Consider the following 23,438-nt stretch of genomic DNA (forward strand, 5'->3'; position numbering starts at 1 on the left):
ACAAAAAGAGCTTAAACGCAGTCAACGTTTAAGCTCCTTTGATCCAATCACTGCTTATTTGCCTAACTGGCTAGGTCTGTAGATCCAGTAATCCAGTTTATTCAACAGGTTTCTTTTCGCGTGCTACAAAGTACAGCAGCAACACGATCAGTGCATACGGGATCATCGACAAGGCATTCGCGTTAATGCCTTCGAAGAAGGGATTATGCGCTACCGCCCAATCATTCACCGATTTATCGAAATTCGTCAGAATACCTGCGCTGAATGCGATCACGATACCGGCCAGTGCGCCACCTGCAATATAACCGGATGACAGCAAGACGCCGGCGCTGCTGTCGCCCGCCGCCTGTTTTTCTTCTTCTGTCATGTTCTTGTTGTGGTCGAGTTTGTTATTGCGGCGATCGACCAGCCAGCGAATCATGCCGCCGATGAACAGCGGTGCTGATGAGGACAGCGGCAGATACACGCCGACCGCAAAGGCAAGCGATGGGATGCCCGCCATTTCCAGTATGACTGCAATCATCACGCCGAAGATGACCAGGGTCCACGGCAATTGCTGATCCAGGATGCCCTTGATGATGTAGGACATCAGTACGGCTTTTGGCGCATCGAATTTCTTGACCTTGGTGCCGTCCGGCAGGTCGGTATAAGTACCGTTGATGCCCGGGTCGACCATGTACATGACTTTGCCGCTTTGATCGACCAGGTATTTGCCGGCAGGACCGCCGACGGTGTCGCTCTTCTGCCAGACTTTATACGTGGCTTTGTCGGTATCCGCCTGCGGGCCGCTCAGTTGCATGGTGCTGCTGAGCTTGTTGGCGTCGGTGGTCAGGTTGGGTGCGACTTGAGCGGCTGGCACGAAGGTGGTTGCGCTCTCGTTCAGCTTCAGCAGGATAGGGCCGAGGATCAAGGCCGAGGTCAGCGCGCCAGCCAGAATCGCGAACTGCTGCAGGCGCGGCGTCGCGCCGACCAGATAGCCGGTTTTCAAGTCTTGTGACGTAGAACCGGCGTTACTCGAAGCGATACAGACGATCGCACCGACCGATAAAGCGGTAACGTAGTATTGACCGCCGGTCCAGCCCATGATCAGGAAAATCAGGCAAGTGAACAGCAGGGTCGCGACGGTCATGCCGGAGATAGGATTCGAGGATGAACCGATTTCACCGGTCAGGCGGGACGATACTGTGGCGAACAGGAAGCCGAATACCAGAATCAGCAGCGCACCGAGGAAGTTCATGTGCAAGGGCGTCGCTGCGGTGATGATCGCGATGATGGTCAGTGCGCCGATGATGACCCATTTCATCGGGATATCATTGTCGGTACGCAATGTCGATTGCACCGTGTTTGCGGTGTTGCGCATGCCGGATAAGCCCGCAGTCAGGCTGCGCCAGATGGTTGGCATGGCGCGCAACAGGCTGATCAGTCCGCCAGCCGCCACTGCGCCGGCGCCGATGTACAGGATATAGGCACTGCGGATATTGCCAGGACTCATTTCGCTGATGAGTTTGGTGCCCGGACTAACCGGCACGCTCAGCGCATCGCCGAAGAATTTGATCATCGGAATCAGCAACAGGTAAGACATCACGCCGCCGGCAGCCATGGTCGCTGCGATACGTGGGCCGATGACGTAGCCGACACCCAACAGCTCTGGAGAAATCTCGGCGCCGATCGAACCTGCCTTGAGCGGCGCGCCGAAGGTGGCTTCCGGCGTATCTTTCCAGCCGCGCAGAGCGACGTTGACGATTTTGTAGACCAGGCCGACGGCAAAGCCGCCGAAAATAATTTTTGCGCGGTTCGCGGCTTCTGCATGGGCGTTCGGATTGTTGGCTTCGCCGGCGGCTTCACGCGAGCTTTGGTCGGCAGCCGCTTTCAGGACTTCAGCGCAGGCCGTGCCTTCCGGATATTTCAGGATGCCGTGTTGCTCGACGATCAGCGCGCGACGCATAGGAATCATCAGCAAAATGCCCAGCAAACCACCGAGTACGCCAACCAGCATGACGCGCCAGATTTCCAGGTCAAAACCCAGGATCAGTATCGCCGGCATCGTGACGCCGAGACCAAACGCAATCGACTCACCGGCAGAGCCGGCGGTCTGGGTAATATTATTTTCAAGAATCGTGGAATCTTTACCGCCCAGCTTTTGAGTCAGGCGGAACAGGGTGATCGCAATCACGGCTACCGGGATCGAGGCACTGACGGTCAGACCTACTTTTAAAACCAGATACAGCGATGAAGCACCGAAGATCATGCCGAGGATGACGCCCATCAGCAGGGCACGAACACTCAATTCAGGAAGCTTGGCCGAAGCGGGGATGTAGGGCTTGAATGCGGGCTTCAAAGCGGTTGATGACAATTCTTTTGGCATTTGTTGTACCTTGTGTTTAGTCAAAAGTAAGCTGGCAGGCATTGTGTGCCGCAGGCATGAGTAGTCAGTAACAGTCTGTTTGCTTATTGCCATAGACTATTTGCTAATCGGGCATTATGCGGTGAATTGCTCGCGCTGCGCAAGGGCGTAGCGGCTTACAGGGCATAGACCGGGATTTAAACTTCTTGCCTGTTTAAATTTGGCAACACTGTGATGCCGCGAATGATGGGATTGCGCCAGGCAATGAGGGTAAGCAGCAGCGCGCCAAGACCGGCAAAGCCCAGCGAGTAGCGCAAGCCGAGATGCTCGCCCATCCAGCCGCCGATCAGGGCACCGGGACCAGCGGGTAGCAAAATCAGCCAGCGCATGGTGGACGTCATGCGTCCCAGCATGGGTTCAGGCGTCACGGCCTGACGCAAGGCCAGGAAATTAATAAAAATCAGCACGCCGCCGATCGAAAAACAAATCAGCATAAACGCGAAGGCGGCGATGCCCCAATGATTCAAGGGCGCAATCGCCAGCAAAGACCAGCCCACCGCACAGATCGCGATCCCCAGTACCATGCAAGGCCCGGGTCCGATGTCGCGGCTGATGCGATTGCCATAAATACTCGCGATCACAGTGCCGATGCCCATGCCCATATAACTCAGGCCAACCGCCTGTTCGGATAAACCCAGCAGGCGCGTGGCAAACAGGATTTGCACGACCAACGCCGCGTTGTAGCAAAGCTGCCAGCCGCCGACCGTCAATGCCAGGACGATGAGCAGGCGTTTATTCGAGACAAAGCTGATGCCTGCCTTCAGATCGCGCCAGAAATGCGCGTCTTCTCTGACCGGACGCACTTCCTTGATCTCAATGCCGCGCAAAATACCGGCGGAACTCAGCAATAGCAACGCGTCCGTCAATAGCGCCAGCGGCGCACCCATCAGGTTGATCAGGCCGCCGGCTGCGGCCGGACCGGCGACTTCTGCGCCCGAGGTCGCCAGGGCATTTTTTGCATGCGCCTCAATCAGGCGTTCTCTCGGGACGATCTGGGTCAGCACGATTTGCGCGGCAGTTCCCGCAGTCGTGTTGACCGCGCCGATCACAAAGCCGACCATATACAGCCAGAACATCGTCAGCGACCCCAGCCACCAGACCAAAGGCACGCTGGCAACAGCGATCGCCAGCAAGGTCTCGCCAACAAAATACACCGGCAATTTACGCACCCGGTCCAGCCATACGCCTGAAGGCAGGGACAGTAGCACAAAGGGCAGGGTTTCCATGAAAGTCAGCACGCCCATTTGCGTCGGACTCGCATGCATCAGCACGGCCGCGGTCAGCGGCAAGGCCAGCATCGTGACCTGCGCACCGAACGAACTGATCAGGATCGATGTCCACAAGCGACGATAGACTAGGTCGCGCAGCAGATCTTTCGGATGGAGATTTAATTTGTCTAGCAAAGTTTTTATCATTTTTTTATTGCAGTACATCGCGTGAATGTAATGCACATACTCATCAGGCGATTGCCTGACGCCTGATGGACTATCTTTATCAAGGAATTTTGAGATACTGCAATGGCACCGGCGGCAGAATGAGGTGTTTTAAAACTCTCAGAATCACGCCGCTCATCACACGGTTTACAATGAGTGAATCAGCTTATGCATCTTACACAGATTTTTATCCCGAAAGATGGAGTGCAGAGCAAAAAATTAGTTCCCCAAGAATAGGTAAAACAGGTAAAAAAGATGTTTGAAAAACCGATAGTCATGCTTGACTTTGAGACGTCCGGCATGAGTCCCGAGCAAGGTGGGCGCGTCACCGAGGTCGCGGCCTTACGCATTGTAGGCAACCAGATCGTCGATCGCTATGTGTCGCTGGTCAATTGTCATATCCGGATTTCGCCGTTCATTACTGAATTAACCGGCATCACACAAGCGATGCTGAATAAGGCACCGCCCGCGTCGGAAGTGATCCCGGAGCTGGTCGAATTCATCGGCAACGATACTTTGGCCGCCCACAATGCCAGCTTCGATGAAAAATTTTTGCAGGCAGAGAGCGATCGCCTGGGTTTGTGGCCCAGTTACGACGGCGTGGTCTGTTCCGTCAAATTGTCGCGCAGGATGTTTCCAGGTTTGAGCAGTTATTCGCTGGGACGACTGGCGTCGAGTCTGGGCATTCGCTTTCATGGCGCGGCGCACCGGGCAGAAGCGGATGCGGAAGTGTCCGCGCATTTATTGCTGCGCATCGCCGAGAAATTGCGCAAGGATTACGATATCCTGCAAGTCGATCCGCGCTTGCTGCAGGAAATCAATAAGCTGACAGCAGCCAAGGTACCTGCTTACTTAAAAAAACTCACAACCAAACCGGTAAGCAGTCCGGCCGGGATCGAGATCAGGCATCCATCATCTGGCACTAAAAATCATCAGTCACAACGCTATCGCCATTACAAAGGCGGGATTTATGAATTCATTTGCGAGGCCATCCACGAGGCTGACCTGACGCCAGTGGTGGTCTATCGTGCGCAAAACGGCAGTGTCTGGACCCGTAATCGCGAAGTGTTTTTTGAGAAAATTGACTTGAATGGCGTCATGACACCGAGATTTACCTTGCTCGAAGAGGGTAATGAACCGGGAAAATAGATGAAGATTTTTCGTTAGCGGCAGCGGCATGCCGGTGTCAGAATGCAGAATGCGTTTAATGACTTGCACTGTCCTTAACAAAATCAGGCGACAGCAAAACATGCGAGAATGAAAATCTTGTTTTTCCTCCTTTACTTTTTACCGAAAACTTCTATGTTGAAAACACGTCTGGCCCCGGCACTACTTTTTTCCCTGATGCAGGTTTGTTTGTCGGTCAGCGCGCAAGAGGTAGTGCGACTTTCGACAACGACCAGTACCGAGAATTCGGGTTTGCTTAAGGCAATATTGCCGGAGTTCGAAAGCAGGTCACATACTAAAGTCCAGGTGATTTCGGTCGGAACGGGAAAAGCCCTGGAGCTGGCGAAAAACGGTGATGTCGATGTGACGCTGGTGCATGCGCGGGCGGCGGAGGATAAATTTATAGCCGACGGGCACGGGGTGAATCGGCGCGATGTGATGTATAACGATTTCATCATTGTCGGACCGGTCGAGGATCCGGCAGGCGTCAAAGCCAGTCGCGATGTGGTGGCGGCCTTGCGCAAAATCACGACGGCCAAAGCAAAATTTATTTCCCGGGGAGATAATTCCGGCACCGACCAGATGGAGCAGGCGTATTGGAAAGAAGCGGGTACTAAGCCCGCCGGCAGCGCCTATGTCTCCGCAGGTCTGGGTATGGGCGAGGTATTGACGATGGCAGCGCAATTACAAGCTTACACGCTGACGGACCGGGCGACTTACGGTGCGTATAAAGCGAAAACCGGCCTGGCAGTATTGGTGGAAGGCGACCCCAAAATGTTCAACCCCTACGGCATCATCGCGGTCAATCCAGCCAAATACAAGGACATCAATTTTCGTGGTGCGAATGCGCTGATTGAGTGGATGACCTCGGCTGAGGGACAAAAGAAAATTGCCGAATTTAAAGTCGATGGGCAGCAATTGTTTTTCCCGTCGTACAAGAAGTAGCGACGACGGGAAGAATCCGGTTTTCATTGGGTATTGTTGTAAATGCGTGTATTCGCAGTAGATGTGCCGTACTAAAACGGGTCAAGTTGACACAAAACAAATCAGGGAGACAAAGATGGGTATCGGTTTCAATATCAATGGCAAGTCAGTATCGTCCAGTTCCGAAGTGGACACGCCGCTACTGTGGGTGATTCGCGATGAACTCGGTCTGACGGGAACTAAATTCGGCTGCGGTGCTGCCTTGTGCGGCGCTTGTACCGTGCATCTCGATGGCGTGCCGATACGTTCTTGTCAGACCCCTGTGTCTTCGGTTGCCGGCAAAAAAGTCGCTACGGTGGAGTCGCTGTCTGCGGACAATACCCATGTATTGCAAAAGGCCTGGATTGCGCATGATGTACCGCAATGCGGTTATTGCCAGTCGGGTCAGTTGATGAGTGCCGCCGCCTTGCTCGCCTCGAACAAAAATCCTAGCGATACCGATATCGACAACGCCATGAGCGGCAACATCTGCCGCTGTGGCACCTACAACCGTATTCGCGCTGCGATCAAGTCTGCCGCAGCCGAAATGCGTAAGACAGCTTAAGGAGCGCGCCATGACAACGACAAGACGCGATTTTCTTAAAACTTCCGCACTGGCTGGCGGCGGCCTGATGATGGGTATCAGCTTGCCTGCTGCAGTCGGGGTCAGCGAAGCGCAAGCGGCCGGCACCGTATATACGCCGAATGCCTGGGTGCATATTGCCGACGACAATACGATTACTTTGATCTCGGCCCGTTCCGAGATGGGGCAGGGGGTCTATACATCGATGCCGATGTTGATCGCCGAAGAACTCGATGTCGATCTGAAAAAAATCAAGGTCGATATTGCGCCGCCGGATGCGGTGTACGTGAATGCTTTGCTGGGCGCACAGATCACCGGCGGCTCCACATCGGTGCGCGATGCCTGGGAAAAGCTGCGTATCGGCGGTGCCCAGGTCAGGATGATGCTGGTATCTGCCGCAGCGCAAAAATGGGGTGTTGATGCCAGTAAATTGACGACCGCCAACGGCATGGTCAACGGTCCTGATGGCAAGCAGGCCAGCTATGGCGAACTAGCAGCGGCAGCGGCGAAATTACCGGTACCTAAAGACGTGGTGTTGAAAGACCCCAAAGACTTTAAGATCATCGGCAAAGCGACCAGGCGTCTCGATACCCCGAACAAAGTCAATGGCAAAACCCAATACGGTATTGATGTGACCTTGCCGGGCATGGTGTATGCGTCGCTCGAACAATGCCCGGTGATTGGCGGCACCGTGAAAAGTGTCGACGCGACCAAAGCGCGCAGCATGCCTGGCGTGATTGACGTGGTACAAATTCCTGACGGTGTTGCGGTTGTCGCGAACAGCTACTGGCGAGCCAAAAAGGCCCGTGAAACCCTGATCGTGCAGTGGGATGAAGGTAGCGTCGCCAAGATCAATAATGCCACTATGATGGAAGGCATCCGGGCTGCCTCAGCGAGCGGCAAAAAGATCAATATCAAGAAGACCGGCGGCGATGTCGATGCCGCGATCAAGGGTGCCGCAAAAACGCTGCAGGCCGAATACAGCTCGCCGTTGCTGGCGCATGCGACGCTGGAGCCGATGAACTTTACCGCCGATTTTAAAGACGGTAAATGCCTGCTGATCGGGCCGACGCAATTCCAGCAGGGCGCACAAGGCGCGGTCGCTGCCGCGCTGGGAATTAAGCCTGAAGACATCACCCTGAAAACCACCTTCCTCGGCGGAGGTTTTGGTCGTCGCCTGGAGCTGGATTTTATCGTGCAGGCCGCACAAATTTCCAAGGCGGTCGGTAAGCCGGTCAAATTATTGTGGACTCGCGAAGATGACACGACCCATGATTTTTATCGCCCTATGGCGCTGAATCGCCTGTCGGCAGGATTGGATGCGAGCGGTAAACCAGTCGGCCTGAAGTTTGAACTGACCTCGCAATCAATAACCCAGCGTGCCTTCGGCTTGCCGAAAGATACGCTTGATCCTTTCATGGCGGAAGCCTCAGTCGTACCCTACGATATTCCGAATATGACGCAGGATATGGTCATCCACGATGCAGGTTTGCGGGTCGGTTACTGGCGTTCAGTCAGCCATGCTTTGAATGCTTTCCCGAATGAGAGCTTTGTCGATGAAATGGCCAAGGCGGCGGGCAAGGATCCTTACACCTATCGCATGTCGCTACTGGACAAGCAGCCGCGTTTTGCGAATGTCCTGAAGCAGGCGGCGGCCAAGGCAGGCTGGGGCAAACCTTTGCCAGCCGGGCACAAACAGGGCATCGCGTTGATGGAAGGCTACGACACCTACATGGCACAAATCGCCGAGATCTCGGTCAATAAAGCGCATGAGATCAAAGTGCATAAAGTCACCGTGGTTGCGGATCTTGGGCACATGGTCAATCCGGATACGGTCGAAGCGCAGATTCAATCGAGCATCGCCTTCGGTTTGACGGCGGCTTTGTATGGCGAGGTGACGCTGGTGGATGGTCGCGTTCAGCAAACCAATTTCCATAACTACCCGATCTTGCGCATGAATGAGATGCCGAAGATCAATGTCACGCTGGTGCAAAGCAAGGAAAAACCGGGCGGCATCGGCGAACCTGCCACCGCCTTGATCGGGCCGGCGGTAGCGAACGCCTTGTTTGCGGCCACGGGCAAGCGTGTGCGCAGCTTGCCGCTGACGCCGGAAAAAATCGCCAGGGCGTGATGCTTTGGTAAAAATTCTCCTTGCGATTAAGCAGGCAACGCAAGGAGAATTGTTGCAAATAGGTGTCAGTGGGCCTAATGCCGTTCAGTTAAACCGTCAACGTAAAGTCGTCATCCCTGCGCCGGTATTTTTAGAAGTTGTCATCAATAACCACGCAGTATTCATGCGGCTTGCAGAGCATTTTTGACCTGCAAGCCGCTTCAATACTGCGGTATCTAGCTGAGTCATCATGGATAGCATCGATTTAGAAGTACTCAAAGCATGTGATCGCTGGACGCAAGCCGGGTTGAAATGCCAACTGGTGACGGTCATCAAAACCTGGGGATCCAGCCCGCGTCCGGAAGGGGCGATGCTGGTCATTTGCGAAGATGGACAAGTGGTGGGATCGGTTTCCGGCGGCTGTATCGAAGACGATTTGATCGAGCGGGTCAGGAACGAAGGCATACAAAGAACCCTGCCTGAAATCGTCACCTACGGCATCACCGCCGACGAAGCGCATCGCTTTGGCCTGCCCTGCGGCGGCACCCTGCAACTGGCGCTCGAACCTATATCGGCACATAGCCGTATCGCAGAATTACTGCAGCGTCTGGGCCAACATCAATTGCTGGCCCGCCGGCTCGATTTGCGCACCGGCGAAGTGCGGCTCGATCAGGCCAGTTCCGGCATGAGCCTGCAGATTTCCACTACCGCACTCACCACCATCCACGGTCCGCGCTGGCGCTTGCTGATCATCGGGGCCGGGCAATTATCGCGCTTTTTGGCGAGCATCGCGGTCGGGATGGATTATCACGTCACCGTCTGCGATCCGCGCGAGGAATACCGGGCCGGTTGGCAAGTCGACGGCGTGCAAGTCGTGCATGCGATGCCGGACGATCTGGTGATCGAGATGCGATTAGACAGCCGCAGCGCCGTCGTCGCGCTGACCCATGATCCCAAATTAGACGATCTCGCTTTGATGGAAGCGCTCAAATCGGAGGCGTTTTATGTCGGCGCCATCGGCTCCAGATCGAACAACGCCAAACGCCGCGAGCGTCTTAAGGAATTCGCTGTGACAGATGCCGAACTGGCCAAACTCCACGGCCCGATCGGTTTGTATATCGGCAGCAAAACGCCTGCCGAGATCGCGATCTCTATCCTCGCCGAGCTGACCGCGGTGAAAAATAATATTCATTTGCCGCTTGAAGTACAGGTCGAACATGCGAAAAAAGTCGCATTGCAATTACCGGCAGCACCTGTTTGCGGGGTGTGAGCCGGGTAGCTCGTGTTGTCATCGGAATTTAAAACTTCTGCTAAAAACCGAATTTTTCAACGCAAATTCGCGTAAAATCTCACCGAAAATGCAACAAGGCGGTTTTTCTGATCCAGCGAGGAAGACGCCCTTCACTAAGGTAGAGAATATGAGCATCAAAGCAGACAAATGGATACGCCGCATGGCGCAAGAGCACGCCATGATCGAGCCTTTCGAACCGGGCCAGGTTCGTACCCGCGGCGAAGAGAAAATCGTCAGCTACGGGACCTCGTCGTACGGTTACGACATCCGCTGTGCCGATGAATTCAAGATTTTTACGAATATCAACAGCACGATCGTCGATCCCAAGAATTTTGATGAAAAATCCTTCGTGGATTTTAAAGGCGATGTGTGCATCATTCCGCCCAATTCATTTGCCCTGGCCAGGACCGTGGAATACTTCCGCATTCCACGCAGTGTACTGACCATCTGCCTGGGTAAATCGACCTATGCCCGTTGCGGCATCATTGTGAACGTGACGCCGTTCGAGCCTGAATGGGAAGGTTACGTGACTTTGGAATTTTCCAACACGACGCCGCTGCCAGCAAAAATTTATGCAGGCGAGGGCTGCGCCCAGGTCTTGTTCTTCGAGAGCGACGAGATTTGCGAAACCTCTTACAAAGATCGCGGCGGCAAGTACCAGGGACAGCAAGGCGTGACGTTGCCTAAGGCTTAGCAGTAGCGCCTGCCCGCTATCATGCTGGCAGGTTTTTCATTCGCGTTCCGTCAATTGCATTGCTCTAGCTTTTAATCCACGGCGCCAGCGCCTGGCGCAAGCCGGCCTCGCTATACCCATGCATGACTTCGCCATCGATGACGATTAAAGGGACGCCGCCACCGCCTAGTTTTTTATGCCCTTCATAACCCTCTGTGGTTTTTTCCGTATCCAGATCGGTATAGGCAATGTCATTCGCTTTAAAGAATTCACGGGCGGCAGCGCAATAACCGCACCAGGTCGTGCCGTATAAAATCACCACCGGCTGTTGCATGGCTTGGTTGCTATCGCCCACTTGCTGAGCGTGCGCATTGTGTTTGCCAGCGAATCTGTGTATGGGTTTGAGCTGCCATAGTGCAGCACTGATCAGGAACGCAATAAGCAGCCATTTCCAGAGCGCTGAATTATCCCTGTCCGCACTGGCCCCACTATTTGCGCTGGTTACCGGCTTGAATAAAGTAGGGCTGCCGGTATCGCCCGCTTTGGTATAGACGACCTGACATGCAGGACATTGCCAGGCAGGGCCGTTGTCAGACGCTTTGCGGATGTAGCTGCAATTGGGGCAAATTTGGGTCATGACGGAGTACCGGTAAATTTTTTCTCATCATAACGCAAGACCGGTCCGGATCAAGTCCATTTTTATGCGGATATGGGGATTTCAGTTCGCCAGATTTTTTAGCGATGTTCGCCCGGCGGCTCTGCGTAAGCCGTGCGCCAGACGCGGCGGAATTGTCTGGCGGAGCCGAAGCCCGCTGCCTGCGCGACCTGTTCTATCGGCCAGTTGGTTTGCGTCAGCAACTTGCTGGCAAGCGACAGACGCAGGCTGCTGATGTAATCTTGCACAGAAATCTGCGCATGCGATTTGAACAAGCGAGTCAGATGGCGGGTGCTGGTGCAGGCGATGGTCGCCAGCAACGGCAGGCTCCATGCATAGTCAGGTTGCTGGATAATCGCCTCCTGCACTTTATGCACGATGGGATGAATATGATTGCGATGCATTAGCCACGGCGATAGTTGCGGATCCGATCCGGCGCGCCGCATATACACCACCATATTGCGCGCCACCGCGGTGGCTGCCAGCGGACCGGCTAACTCACTGATGAGTTGCAGTGCCAGATCAATTCCCGCGGTGACGCCCGCACTGGTACTGATATTGTCATGCTGGACGTAGAGACGATTTTCTTCAACGCGGATAGAGCTGTCGATCTGCGCCAGCTCCCGGCAATGATCGTGATGGGTAGTCGCTGCATGACCCGCCAATAATCCGGCATGCGCCGCCAGCAACGCTCCTGAGCAGATGCATACCAGCCGGTTCGTCGTTTTGACATGCTGACGCAGCCAGCGTATGCAAATTTGCTCATGCTCTTCCTGATAGGGGAAATCCATGCCGACCAAACCGGGCAAGACAATAATCGCGTCTGCTTCGACTTGCCTGGGCAAAGGCAGCAAAGGACTCAATTGCAGTCCCGTCGAACAAATGATTTGTTCCAGGGGACTGATGAATCTCAACTCAAATCGCATCTCTTGCTGATAACGGTTCGCGAATAAAAAGGCATCTGCAGGACCCGCCAGATCGATCAGTAACGTATCTGGCAACAGCAAAAAATACACCATCTGCTTACGCATCATCAGGTCGCAAATAAGACGCGGACACGGTCCAGCAAACGCGCACCAAACACATTAATCAGCAAGCCGCACATCACGATCAAGGCACCCATGATTTGCAAAGGCCGCAATGCCTCACCCAGCAAAATCCAGGCAGCGGTCAGGCCAATGACGGGCACCATCAGGGTCAGGGGCGCCACCATATGCGTCGGCAGGCTAGACAATAAGCGCCCCCATAAAGTGTAGCCAATCAAGGTCGCCGCCACTGCCAGATAAACAATCGTCAGCGCAGAAGATAAGCTCATATTGCTCAGGCTATGCACGATCACCTCGCCGCCCTCGAAAACAAGCGACAGCAATAAGAAAGGAATGATGGGAATCAAGGCGCTCCAGGACACCAGGCTTAGTACCGCAGTCGGACCAATCTTTTTATTGATCACATTACCGCTCGCCCAAGAGAAGGCGGCACAGATCGTCAATACAAATCCTAATAAAGTCACCTGACTCGCCGAATTGGCCATACTCGCGCTGCCCAGAAGTATCAGGCCGGCACTGGCGACCAACATCCCGATCAGATTGCTGGGACGCAGTTTGTCGCCGAATACCAGCGCCGACAGACCCACCGTAAAGAATGCCTGTGCCTGTAATACCAGCGATGCCAAACCTGCCGGCATACCGACCGCCATGGCGGAAAACAAAAAAGCAAATTGTCCGAGACTGATGGTCAACGCATACGCAGCCAGTAATTTGAATGGCACCTTAGGGCGCGGCAAAAACAAGATCGCCGGAAAAGCCACCAGGATAAAACGCAATGCGCCCATTAAAAATGGCGGAATCCCTTTCAAACCAATTTTAATCACGACAAAATTCATCCCCCATAAAAACACAACAATCAATGCAGTCAATAAATGACGGGTACTAAGGACGTTTTTAGACATGGGAAATGAAATAAGTAATCGATGTGAGTAATAAGCAAGATGGCATTGATGGTCGCAGGGCAAAGACTTGAATCAGCTTACAACAAAATCATGAATCAGGTTTTGCGCCGGTGTACCCGCTCTTGCGAGGCCGGAAAGTTTGCCAGTTTATTCGCAGGCCGAATCGGTCGTGCCACCAGATTGCCTCCGCAATTCGGGCAAATGCCACGGTATACCTGCTCAGTACAGCTTGCGCAAAACGTGCATTCAAAGCTGCAGATGCGTGCATCCTGAGAATCCGGTGGCAGATCGCAATCGCAGTGTTCACAATTCGGGCGCAGTTGCAGCATGATTTTTCCTGAATAAAGGGCTGAAGATGCGACCAGAATAGCACGCTCATTTGAAAAAAACTGTTCGCACTGGGACCAAATGCGGACGTTTTAGGACATTTGTTGAAATGATTGGATAAACCGCTTGCTATCAACGTTACTATGGGGTTGGCGTGTATCGGTAAACCGATTCATGACCAATCTGATGGACAGTAAATAACTCGCATCGCCACGCACCGCCAGATTGCTTTCAGAGCGCTTCCGATATCTCTATAAAGAAAAATAATTCCATGCTGTTAGCCATTAAGTGAGCATCGCTCTCAAGCACGATGACTCGCCATCCACCATGCCGGACGAGTTAATCAATCATCTCGTTGAGCACGGCTGGGCGCGCCAGGCAATTTTTCTCGGAACGGATTTAACCCTGGCATTGGCCGCAGAGTGTCGGGGACTGAGCGATCAAAAGCTATTGCGCATTGCCAAGACGGGGCGCGTAGCAAAGTCGGACACACATGTACAAACGCAAGCAAAAACAGAAGCGCAATTCCGCAGTGATCAGATCAGTTGGTTAACTGCCGGACAGTCATTGGCCTGCGATCAATATCTGCTGTTAATGGAGTCGTTGCGCCAGCGATTGAACCGCGATTTGTTCCTGGGCTTGGATGATTACGAAAGCCATTTCGCTTTTTATGCGCCGGGCGCATTCTACGCGCAACATCGGGATCGCTTTCAAGACGATGACCGTCGCACGATATCGGTCGTCATTTACCTGAATCAAGACTGGCAGACGGAGCAGGGCGGCGCATTGCGCTTGCACCTGAACGAGTCAGAGTCTCTGGACATTGCGCCCGAAGCGAGCAGCATGATCCTATTTTTGTCCGCGAGCATGTTGCATGAGGTATTGCCAGCGACGCGCGACAGATTATCGCTGGCTGGTTGGTTTCGGCGGAGGTAAGGTGAAAACGGTTTTTCTCGGTTGGTATTTTTAACGTAGACGATAACCTGCAGCTGGCGTGCGTAGCGCTTAAGTTGTCCAGCGGGTTGTTCGGTTAGGGTTCGTCTCCGCGCACCATATTTACTTTTGGAACCAAGATAATAGTGGGAGATTGCCAAAGACCAGTACGGTGAAGAAGATCGCTGGGGCAGTCAAGAATGCCACGTGGCGAGGAATTTCTCTCCAAACAGGGTACTTGTGTTGTAAATAGTTTAATTCTGAAATAACACGCGGATCATTTGTTTCGCGTTTAAGATCCTTCAAAGCACGTAGCGACGGAGGAATGTTTTGGAAGGCGTGACAGTACATTGGAACAATAATGAACAAACATAGGAGCGCAGGACGTTGTGGCGACTTAAATTGAAGACAAGTCAGAGCAAGACCCATCGTGGTGACGGCGAAGACCCAATTGAGCCACTCCTTTTGCGCATTTGCCTCGCGAACGTACTCATGGTCCTTGATAAGACGTTCTGAATCTTGGGACTGCATAAGGCTTGGCATCGAATTCTCCTTGGAAGTTCTAACCTGTTTTAATGTGCAAATGGTAAATTAACAGAATGTTAAATCAGTTGAAATTAACTCTACATCGTTGAAAACCTTTATCCAGTAAGACCTTCATTTGATGTTCTGATTTTATACAGTTTAACAGCGAGAGCACGATTGTGATGTAATTGATAGCATATGTTTCACCATTGCGCATTCCTCGTAAACCGAAATTCATGTCAGGTACTTGCGTAATTAGATAGATTGTTTTCACTATGCAGCTGATTCAACGCATACGTGATCAGTGCTTGAAGCGGTGCATGCGCAGACCAAGCTTCCTGAAGTATTTATGATCATTGTTACACCAGTAAAATACAAATTATTAAATCAGCATCAATTTCAAATGCATTTCGCACGAGACTCGTTACCCGAATAACCGTGAAGAAATTAAAACCATGTCCTCTCACATCTTCATCGGCATCACAGATTTTCCACGAGCACTTACGTTTTATTCCGCGTTGATGGATGTACTGGGTTTGCAATTGAAATTTTGCGATCCCGGCAAGCCTTGGGCGGGCTGGATGTCTCCGTTTGCTGCTCGTCCGCTTTTATTGATTGGCCGACCTTTTAACGGTGAAGTTGCTGCGGCGGGCAATGGGCAGATGATCGCTTTGTCAGCGTCTGACCGGGCTGCGGTTGAGCGTGCTTATCATGTTGCTTTGGTGTCTGGCGGTATTTGCGAAGGCGCTCCCGGCTTGCGGCCTGAGTATCATGCCGACTATTACGGTGCGTATTTTCGTGATCCTGACGGCAATAAGATTTGTGTTTGTTGCCATGAACCGGCATGAGCAACGATCAGCAACCTTACTTGGCAACCCCACTTCGCCAGAGCGGCGGCGCTAAGTCATTTCCGTCATTGTTGCTGTCTGCTATTGACAGCCGGGCGCATCGTCGCCTACATTAGTGGCATGTATTCCGCACAATCTCAATCCCTACCAGTTCTATCGCACGGCGCCGGCACTCTGCTAGCGCTGTTGCTACTAGCTGCGCCGCTACTACGCGCTGTTCAGTAATTCTCCCTCGCTGTTGCTGTATCTCCGGTGCTCAGGCACTAAATCCAAACAAAATAGTCCGAAGTTGTAGAAAGCTGGCACATGCACTTTAAGTCCCTACTCGTAATGCTCATCTCCGGCGATGTCATCGCTGTGATGATCTTTGCGCGTGCGCTAGCTCTACTACCACTACCGACCGGTTGCCTGGCCTAGTGTTCCGTGGCCGTCAGGTAGCCTGGTGCCACAACAGTTTCTCCCCGATTCAAAATTCTCGCTTTACCAAAATTGACCCGCATTGACCATAATAGGACTCATCATGATGTTGACTAATCCAGCAGCGAAGTACCGCGCCTTTCCACCCGTGCAATTGACCAACCGTACCTGGCCAGACAAAGTGATTACCCGTCCGCCGATCTGGATGAGCACCGATCTGCGTGATGGTAATCAGGCTTTGATCGAGCCGATGAGCCCTGAGAAAAAATTACGATTCTTCGAGATGCTGGTACAGATCGGTTTGAAAGAAATTGAAGTCGGTTTTCCGTCGGCGTCGCAAACCGATTTTGATTTTGTCCGCAAGCTGATCGATGAAAACCGCATTCCCGACGATGTCACGATCATCGTGCTGACCCAGTCGCGCGATGAATTGATCCGTCGCACCGTGGAATCGGTGGTCGGTGCAAAACAGGCGATTATCCATTTGTATAATTCCATCGCACCGGCCTTCCGCCGCATCGTGTTTGGCATGTCGCGTGAGGAGATTAAGGCGATTGCCGTCAACGGTACCAAGCTCGTGAAAGAACTAGTCGCGCAACATCCTGAGACCAGATGGGGCTTTGAATATTCGCCAGAATCCTTCAGTCTGACCGAACTCGATTTCTCCAAGAACGTCTGCGATGCGGTGTCCGAAGTCTGGCAGCCGACGCCGCATAACAAAATGATTTTCAACTTGCCGTCGACCGTCGAATCGAGCACGCCGAATGTGTATGCCGATCAGATCGAATGGATGCATCGCAAACTGGCGCGTCGCGATTCCATCATCATCAGCGTGCATCCGCATAATGATCGCGGCACGGCAGTCGCCTCCGCCGAGCTGGCCGTGATGGCCGGTGCGGATCGGGTCGAAGGCTGTTTGTTCGGCAACGGCGAGCGCACCGGCAATGTCGATCTGGTGACCTTGGCCTTGAATCTCTATACCCAGGGCGTACATCCCGGCCTGGATTTTTCCGACATCGATCTGGTGCGTCAGTGTGTCGAAGACTGTAACCAGTTGCCGGTGCATCCGCGCCACCCTTATGTCGGCGACCTGGTGTACACCGCCTTCTCCGGCTCGCATCAGGATGCGATCAAAAAAGGGTTTGCCCAGCAAAAGCCGGATGGGCTGTGGGAAGTCCCGTATTTGCCTATCGATCCGGCCGATCTCGGCCGCAGCTACGATGCCGTTATTCGCGTGAACAGCCAGTCTGGCAAAGGCGGCATGGCGTATTTGCTGGAACAGGATTACGGTTTGTCTCTGCCGCGTCGTTTGCAGATCGAGTTCAGCCGTGCGGTGCAGGTTGCGGCCGATGCCAGCGGTAAGGAAATTGTCTCCAGCGATATCTATGCGATTTTTAAACGTGAATATCTCGACCAGTTCGCACCGTATGTTTATGTCGGTCATCGCATGAGCGAAGATACGGCGCAGGCCGAGTCAGTGCAGATCGAAGTCGATATTACGCATCATGGAAAACCTGCGACCTTGCGCGGTAAGGGTAACGGGCCGATTGATGCGTTCGTGAATGCGCTGGGATTGAATATCAAACTCATGGATTATCACGAACATGCGATCAGCTCCGGTGCCGATGCGCAGGCGGCTTGCTACGTCGAGTTGCGCGTTGATCAGGGTGCGACCCAGTTCGGCGCTGCCTTGGATGGCAATATCGTGCGGGCCTCGTTCAAGGCCGTGATCAGTGCGGTCAATCGCAGCCGGGTGGCGACGCCAGCGTTGGTCGCGCCCGAGGTCGGTGAGGCAGCTGCTGTAGTTTGAATTGGGAATTAATGCATCTAAGAGTGCAGCTAAACCTGTTATTTGCTGTGCCAATTGATTTGGTGTAGCAAATATCAGGCTTATTTTTCGTTTGAACTGTTTGATCGATATAAAATTTGGCTATGATGAGTGCCACCTCCATCACCCTCTGCTAATCGATCATGCGCAGTTATTCCTACCGGCTATTGAATGTGTTTGCTGAAACCACCTTCGGCGGCAATCCTTTATGCGTGTTTGAACAGGCGGCAGGCTTGAGTGATGCAGAAATGCAGGCGCTGGCTTTGCAATTCAATTTGTCTGAAACGGTATTCATTCTGCCGTCCGATAAAGCCACGGCGCGCATGAGGATATTTACCAGCGCTACCGAAATGCCGTTTGCCGGGCATCCGACTTTGGGAGCGGCGCATGTGGCCAGCGAGCTTTTCGGTCAATCACAGGACAGCGTGACGCTGGAATGCAAGGCCGGCGTGATTGCGGTGCGGTTGGCGCAAGATATCTGGACATTTGCCGCACTCGCTAACGGTGCGCCGCAAGTTCTGTCTTGCGAGCTATCGGGGCAGCAAGTCGCCCGTATTTTCGGTTTGGCTGAACAGGATTTATTGGGTGAGCCTGTGTGGATCAACACCGGGACGGATCAGTTATTGATTGCGCTTAAAACAGTCGATGCCGTGCGGCGCGCCCAGCCGGATGGTTCGCAGCTGATGCAGTGGCCGCCGAATAGCCTGGGCCGCAGGGTCGCCTATCTGTTTGCGTTCGATGAGGTGGCGCAAGCCAGTGCCGGACGCATGCGGCTGATCTCGCGCTACTTTTTCGTCAAGCCGGGCGGCGGTGTCAATGAGGATCCCGGCACCGGTTCCGCCTGCGCCAATCTGGGCGGCTGGTGGATCGCTGATGGACGGGATTTGCCGGCGAGTTTGGCGATCTCTCAGGGTGAGCAAGTGCAGCGGGCCTGCCAGTTGTATCTCGACATCAGCGCAGAGCGCCAGATCAAGGTCGGTGGCAAGGTGCGGGAGATAGGGCGCGGCGTGATTAACCTGCCCTAGCCTAGAAATAGCGTGATCGTTATACAATCTAGTTCATCGAACATCCATCGACTACCTTGCCTGTTCAAAGTTGACGGGCCGCTTACAGATTCTTTATGACGACTAAAAAACCGATGTTGAGTGTTGCCGAGGCACTCGATTTTTTATTAAACGCTGCAAAACCGATTAGCGGGACGCAGCAGGTGCCGACCCTGGCGGCGCATGGCCGTGTGCTGGCACAGGCGCAGCAATCGCAATTGCACGTGCCGCCTATGGATAATACGCAGATGGACGGCTATGCCGTGCGCGCCGCCGATTGCGTCAGCGGGCATGCGCGTTTGCGGGTGTCGCAACGGGTGCCGGCCGGACACATGGCCGATCCTTTGGCGCCGGGTACTGCAGCACGCATATTTACCGGGGCGATGATACCCGCCGGTGCCGATGCGGTCGTGATGCAGGAGCAATGCCTTGTCGAGGGCGATATGGTGACCGTATCGCATGCGCCGGTAGCCGGTGAATGGATCCGTCGCCAGGGGGAGGATATCCGTGCCGGAGCGACTATCCTGACTGCCGGTACCCGTTTGCGTGCGCAAGAATTAGGACTGGCGGCATCGGTGGGGCTGGCGCAACTGCCGGTCTTGCGCAAGCTGAGAGTCGCGGTGTTTTTTACCGGCGATGAATTAACGATGCCGGGCGAGCCTTTAAAGCCGGGTGCAATCTATAATTCGAACCGCTTTACCTTGACTGGTTTGCTGGAAAACATGGGTTGCGAGATTAGCGACTACGGTATCGTACCGGATCAGTTGCAGGCCACGCGCGATACCCTGCGTCTGGCGGCACAGGAGCATGACCTGATCATTACTTCCGGCGGCGTATCGGTCGGTGAAGAAGATCACATCAAGCCTGCGGTCGAAGCCGAAGGGCGTTTGAATATGTGGCAGATCGCGGTCAAGCCCGGCAAGCCGCTGGCGTTTGGCGAAGTCTATGTCGCGGGCAGCCACGACGATGGCGGCAAGTCGGCATTCTTCCTCGGCTTGCCGGGTAATCCTGTCTCCAGTTTCGTGACCTTTTTGCTGTTCGTGCGACCTTTCATCCTGGCGCTGCAGGGGGTGCCGGATGTGCAGCCGCAAGCGTATGTGATGCGGGCTGATTTTGCCTGGACTAAACCCGATCGGCGCAATGAATTTTTGCGTGTCAAAATCAATCCCGATGGCGGCCTTGACCTGTTCGCGAATCAGAGTTCGGCGGTGCTGACCTCAACCGTTTGGGGCGATGGCATGATAGACGTGGCGCCGGGGCAGGTGATCGCGCCGGGTGACCCGGTGCGCTTTATTCCGTTTACGAGTCTGATGTCTTGACCTGTTGCAGTTATTTTGCATTCTGTATATGAAAATTCAATTACGTTTTTTTGCCAGTATCCGCGAGAAACTCGCCACCTCCGAAGAACTGGTGACCTTGCCCGATAGCGTTCACACCGTCGGTGATGTGCGCCGCTGGCTGATCGCCCGTGGCGATGTCTGGGCGGAGGCCTTGGCCGAGGGACGTGCTTTGCGCATGGCCTATAACCAGCAGATGACCGACGCGGCGACCTTGATTGATGAGGGTGGCGAAGTCGCGTTTTTCCCACCTGTCACGGGCGGATAAGCACGATGGCTGTTTTTGTCCAAACTGAAGATTTTGATGTCAGCGCCGAGCTGGCGAAACTGCGTGCAGGCAAACCGGCGATCGGTGCGCTGGTGAGTTTTGTCGGTCTCGTGCGTGACCTGAATGACGGTCTCGATGTGCAGGCGATGGAGCTTGAGCATTATCCGGGCATGACAGAAAAATCCCTGGAAGACATTGTGCAGCAGGCAGGACAGCGCTGGCAATTGCTCGATACGCTGGTGATCCACCGGGTGGGTGTATTGCAACCGCTGGAGCAGATCGTGTTGGTCGCGGTGGCTTCTGCGCATCGCGGCGAAGCATTTGCGGCCTGCGAGTTCATCATGGATTATCTGAAAACGCAGGCGCCGTTTTGGAAAAAAGAACAAACCCCGCAAGGTGCGCGCTGGGTCGATGCGCGCGACGCGGATGACCAGGCTTTGCATAAATGGGGCAGCAGTGAGAAATGAGCGTGCGGTGAGTTTGACTAATTCCGGCAAGGAGTCTGCATGAATGGATGGGGTTTTCTGGCGGTGGGGGCAGGCGCTGCGCTCGGTGCTTGGCTGCGCTGGGCGCTGGGCGTCTCGCTCAACACCGTGTTTTTACACGTGCCGGTCGGTACGCTGATTGCCAATCTCGGCGGCGGCTATCTGATCGGTATCTGCGTCGCGTTTTTTTCGGCACATCCGCATGTGTCACAGGAGTGGCGCTTGCTGCTGGTGACGGGTTTCCTCGGTGGCTTGACCACGTTTTCGACCTTTTCTGCCGAAGCGATGAGCTTGTTGCAGCGCGGCGATTATGGGTGGGCAGTGGCGCATAGCGGCTTGCATCTGATCGGCTCGATTATTTTTTGCTTCGCTGGGTTTGCGACCTGGCGTGCCTTGTCTGCTGCATGAAAAATAGAGTTAATGGGGAGTATGTGCAAAAATAGGCGTGTATCCGCAACCATATCCTAGTTAATTTTTAATACTCTTACCCAGTATGTATTCAGGCGTATGCTGAAGTAAGAACTCAAATTTCAGGTAATTATGTCGAATTTCACTTTATTTCCAGCGATTGAACCTTACCAGACCGGCACCTTGAAGGTCGATGAGTTGCATACCCTGTATTGGGAGGAATGCGGCAATCCCGATGGACAGCCCGTCCTGTTCTTGCACGGCGGACCCGGTGGCGGCACCTCGCCTTCCCATCGTCGCTTCTTTGACCCGGCCCACTATCGCATCGTCTTGTTCGATCAGCGCGGCGCAGGCAAATCGACTCCGCTGGGCGAGTATCGCAATAATACGACCCAGCTCCTGATCGACGACATCGAAAAAATCCGCACAATGCTGGGTATTCCCGCATGGCTGGTATTCGGCGGCTCCTGGGGTTCGACCCTGGCGCTGGCGTATGGCGAAGCGCACCCCGAGCGTTGTCTGGGTTTTATTTTGCGCGGTATTTTCTTGTGCACCAGGGCCGAGGTTGACTGGTTCGTGAACGGCATGGGAAATTTTTATCCTGAGGTGCATCAGCGTTTTGCCGAAGCGATTCCTGGTGAAGAGCGCGGTGATTTATTGAAGGCGTATGTAAAACGCCTGTTTTGCGATGATCCGGCGATTTACATGGAAGCGGCGCGGAACTGGAGCCGCTATGAGGGTTCCTGCCTGTTCCTGGTGCCTCAGCCGCAAGCCATCGAAGACTTTGAATCGGATGCAGTGAGTCTGGGGATCGGTCGATTAGAGGCGCATTACATGCGGCATGGCGCCTTCATGGAAGAGGATCAGTTGATCCGGCAGATAGGCAGGATCCGTCATTTGCCCGCAGTGATCGTGCATGGACGCTACGATGTGATCTGCCCGCCAAGGTCGGCCTATCGCCTGCATCAGGCCTGGCCGGAAGCCGCTTACCATGTCATCGGCGATGCTGGTCATTCCGCGATGGAGCCGGGTATTAGCAGTATGCTGGTGAAGGCGACCGAAGATTTTAAAACCACCCAGCAATTTTCATAGCGATTGCCTGCGTACTGGCGGGCTAAGTAATTCAGCAAGCGTGGGGTGCGTTCCACGCACCGAATATATATGCACGTTTTGATTAGGTGGGACCTTTATCAACTGGATCCAATATCGCCTCCGCTCAATTCAATCGATGCGCCGGTAGCGCATTCTGATCTGTTACCGGCATTTCCAATTCAAACCCCCAATCCGCTTCGGTCACCGCGGTTTGCAGCAATTTGCAAAACGCGTGCAGAACCACCGGCGTCAGATTGATGCTAAAGCCAGTGTCCGTCAGCGGCACGAATTCAAATTGGATAGGCTGATCCTGTTGCACATGGATCTGTATCGTCTCCAGCAATAACGGTGTTTCACCCAGCGGCCAGGTCTGGACTTGCTCTTGATAGGGCGTGCTGAAACCGCCATTTTGTTCTAGCAGGACAACTGAAGATTGATGTTCCATCTGCACAATATCTTTGCTGAACATCGCCGACGCGGGTTGATTGATCGCCACTTGCTTACTCATGGATTCCAGCATTGCGGGCCACAGACGCATGGTAATCCGACGCGTCAAAAAGCAACGAATCTCTTGACGCGCCTGATCTGCCGCGGCGTCGTTAAATGAAAATTTCGCCAGCAAGCGATCTTGTCCAGGCTGATAATGTACGTGAATCTGATGTAATTCCATAAACTCTTTGATCTGTCGCAAACAAAGTTG

The 23,438-nt window shown here is 53.8% G+C and carries 23 protein-coding genes; 15 read left to right on the forward strand and 8 right to left on the reverse strand.

The window, feature by feature from the left end; all coding sequences use genetic code 11:
* Window positions 1-97: 97 nt before the first annotated feature.
* Both LPB67_RS04870 and LPB67_RS04875 read right to left on the reverse strand, forming a co-directional pair.
* Window positions 98-2,365, reverse strand: coding sequence for an OPT family oligopeptide transporter (locus LPB67_RS04870; RefSeq protein ID WP_262835921.1), 2,268 nt, complete (start codon window positions 2,363-2,365; stop codon window positions 98-100).
* A gap of 176 nt (window positions 2,366-2,541) precedes the next feature.
* Window positions 2,542-3,807 (reverse strand): MFS transporter, encoded by a 1,266-nt coding sequence (locus tag LPB67_RS04875; RefSeq protein WP_262835922.1) that lies wholly within the window; start codon window positions 3,805-3,807, stop codon window positions 2,542-2,544.
* A gap of 285 nt (window positions 3,808-4,092) precedes the next feature.
* Between LPB67_RS04875 and LPB67_RS04880 the strand changes: the two genes are divergently transcribed.
* The 6 genes from LPB67_RS04880 (at window position 4,093) to dcd (ending at window position 10,645) form a co-directional block, all read left to right on the forward strand.
* The gene (locus LPB67_RS04880; RefSeq protein WP_316685084.1) at window positions 4,093-4,986 is read left to right on the forward strand and encodes a DUF1653 domain-containing protein; all 894 of its coding nucleotides are present in this window, start codon (window positions 4,093-4,095) and stop codon (window positions 4,984-4,986) included.
* A gap of 153 nt (window positions 4,987-5,139) precedes the next feature.
* A complete protein-coding gene (locus LPB67_RS04890; protein ID WP_410482697.1) occupies window positions 5,140-5,949 on the forward strand; it encodes a substrate-binding domain-containing protein in 810 nt (269 codons plus the stop codon).
* A 115-nt stretch (window positions 5,950-6,064) separates the two neighbouring features.
* Window positions 6,065-6,532, forward strand: a complete 468-nt coding sequence (locus LPB67_RS04895) for a (2Fe-2S)-binding protein (protein ID WP_262835923.1) — start codon at window positions 6,065-6,067, stop codon at window positions 6,530-6,532.
* A gap of 10 nt (window positions 6,533-6,542) precedes the next feature.
* A complete protein-coding gene (locus tag LPB67_RS04900; RefSeq protein WP_262835924.1) occupies window positions 6,543-8,681 on the forward strand; it encodes a xanthine dehydrogenase family protein molybdopterin-binding subunit in 2,139 nt (712 codons plus the stop codon).
* Window positions 8,682-8,910: 229 nt separating this feature from the next.
* A complete protein-coding gene (locus LPB67_RS04905; protein WP_262835925.1) occupies window positions 8,911-9,930 on the forward strand; it encodes an XdhC family protein in 1,020 nt (339 codons plus the stop codon).
* Between the two features lie 148 nt (window positions 9,931-10,078).
* Window positions 10,079-10,645, forward strand: a complete 567-nt coding sequence (gene dcd / locus LPB67_RS04910) for a dCTP deaminase (RefSeq protein WP_262835926.1) — start codon at window positions 10,079-10,081, stop codon at window positions 10,643-10,645.
* Window positions 10,646-10,709: 64 nt separating this feature from the next.
* On the opposite strand, the gene LPB67_RS04915 is transcribed toward dcd, so the two are convergent.
* From LPB67_RS04915 to LPB67_RS04930, 4 genes are all read right to left on the reverse strand, one after another.
* Entirely contained in the window at window positions 10,710-11,261 is a 552-nt protein-coding gene (locus tag LPB67_RS04915) for a glutaredoxin domain-containing protein (protein WP_262835927.1), read from the reverse strand.
* 98 nt (window positions 11,262-11,359) lie between these two features.
* Window positions 11,360-12,310, reverse strand: a complete 951-nt coding sequence (locus LPB67_RS04920) for a GlxA family transcriptional regulator (RefSeq protein WP_262835928.1) — start codon at window positions 12,308-12,310, stop codon at window positions 11,360-11,362.
* Between the two features lie 2 nt (window positions 12,311-12,312).
* Entirely contained in the window at window positions 12,313-13,227 is a 915-nt protein-coding gene (locus LPB67_RS04925) for an EamA family transporter (protein ID WP_262835929.1), read from the reverse strand.
* Window positions 13,228-13,322: 95 nt separating this feature from the next.
* On the reverse strand, window positions 13,323-13,556 hold the full coding sequence (locus tag LPB67_RS04930) for a DUF1272 domain-containing protein (RefSeq protein WP_262835930.1): 234 nt from the start codon (window positions 13,554-13,556) through the stop codon (window positions 13,323-13,325).
* 286 nt (window positions 13,557-13,842) lie between these two features.
* Here LPB67_RS04930 and LPB67_RS04935 point away from each other — a divergent pair, with 286 nt between their 5' ends.
* A complete protein-coding gene (locus tag LPB67_RS04935; RefSeq protein ID WP_262835931.1) occupies window positions 13,843-14,490 on the forward strand; it encodes a 2OG-Fe(II) oxygenase in 648 nt (215 codons plus the stop codon).
* Between the two features lie 120 nt (window positions 14,491-14,610).
* Here the strand turns inward: LPB67_RS04935 and LPB67_RS04940 are convergent, their stop codons facing one another.
* On the reverse strand, window positions 14,611-15,030 hold the full coding sequence (locus LPB67_RS04940; RefSeq protein WP_262835932.1) for a hypothetical protein: 420 nt from the start codon (window positions 15,028-15,030) through the stop codon (window positions 14,611-14,613).
* 437 nt (window positions 15,031-15,467) lie between these two features.
* Here LPB67_RS04940 and LPB67_RS04945 point away from each other — a divergent pair, with 437 nt between their 5' ends.
* The 8 genes from LPB67_RS04945 (at window position 15,468) to pip (ending at window position 22,738) form a co-directional block, all read left to right on the forward strand.
* Window positions 15,468-15,860, forward strand: coding sequence for a VOC family protein (locus tag LPB67_RS04945; RefSeq protein WP_262835933.1), 393 nt, complete (start codon window positions 15,468-15,470; stop codon window positions 15,858-15,860).
* A gap of 520 nt (window positions 15,861-16,380) precedes the next feature.
* Window positions 16,381-18,087 carry a 2-isopropylmalate synthase gene (leuA, locus tag LPB67_RS04950; protein ID WP_262835934.1) on the forward strand — a complete coding sequence of 569 codons (1,707 nt, stop codon included), beginning with the start codon at window positions 16,381-16,383 and terminating at the stop codon, window positions 18,085-18,087.
* 161 nt (window positions 18,088-18,248) lie between these two features.
* Window positions 18,249-19,130, forward strand: coding sequence for a PhzF family phenazine biosynthesis protein (locus tag LPB67_RS04955; RefSeq protein ID WP_262835935.1), 882 nt, complete (start codon window positions 18,249-18,251; stop codon window positions 19,128-19,130).
* 95 nt (window positions 19,131-19,225) lie between these two features.
* Window positions 19,226-20,467 (forward strand): gephyrin-like molybdotransferase Glp, encoded by a 1,242-nt coding sequence (glp, locus tag LPB67_RS04960; protein WP_262835936.1) that lies wholly within the window; start codon window positions 19,226-19,228, stop codon window positions 20,465-20,467.
* A 28-nt stretch (window positions 20,468-20,495) separates the two neighbouring features.
* Window positions 20,496-20,753, forward strand: coding sequence for a molybdopterin converting factor subunit 1 (gene moaD, locus LPB67_RS04965; protein WP_262835937.1), 258 nt, complete (start codon window positions 20,496-20,498; stop codon window positions 20,751-20,753).
* Window positions 20,754-20,758: 5 nt separating this feature from the next.
* Window positions 20,759-21,220 (forward strand): molybdopterin synthase catalytic subunit MoaE, encoded by a 462-nt coding sequence (moaE, locus tag LPB67_RS04970; RefSeq protein ID WP_262835938.1) that lies wholly within the window; start codon window positions 20,759-20,761, stop codon window positions 21,218-21,220.
* A 39-nt stretch (window positions 21,221-21,259) separates the two neighbouring features.
* Window positions 21,260-21,646, forward strand: coding sequence for a fluoride efflux transporter CrcB (gene crcB, locus LPB67_RS04975; protein ID WP_262835939.1), 387 nt, complete (start codon window positions 21,260-21,262; stop codon window positions 21,644-21,646).
* Between the two features lie 132 nt (window positions 21,647-21,778).
* A complete protein-coding gene (pip, locus tag LPB67_RS04980) occupies window positions 21,779-22,738 on the forward strand; it encodes a prolyl aminopeptidase (RefSeq protein WP_262835940.1) in 960 nt (319 codons plus the stop codon).
* Window positions 22,739-22,862: 124 nt separating this feature from the next.
* On the opposite strand, the gene LPB67_RS04985 is transcribed toward pip, so the two are convergent.
* A complete protein-coding gene (locus tag LPB67_RS04985; RefSeq protein WP_262835941.1) occupies window positions 22,863-23,408 on the reverse strand; it encodes a hypothetical protein in 546 nt (181 codons plus the stop codon).
* Window positions 23,409-23,438: the final 30 nt, after the last annotated feature.

This window comes from Undibacterium sp. Jales W-56, assembly GCF_025548535.1.
Classification (GTDB): Bacteria; Pseudomonadota; Gammaproteobacteria; order Burkholderiales; family Burkholderiaceae_D; genus Undibacterium.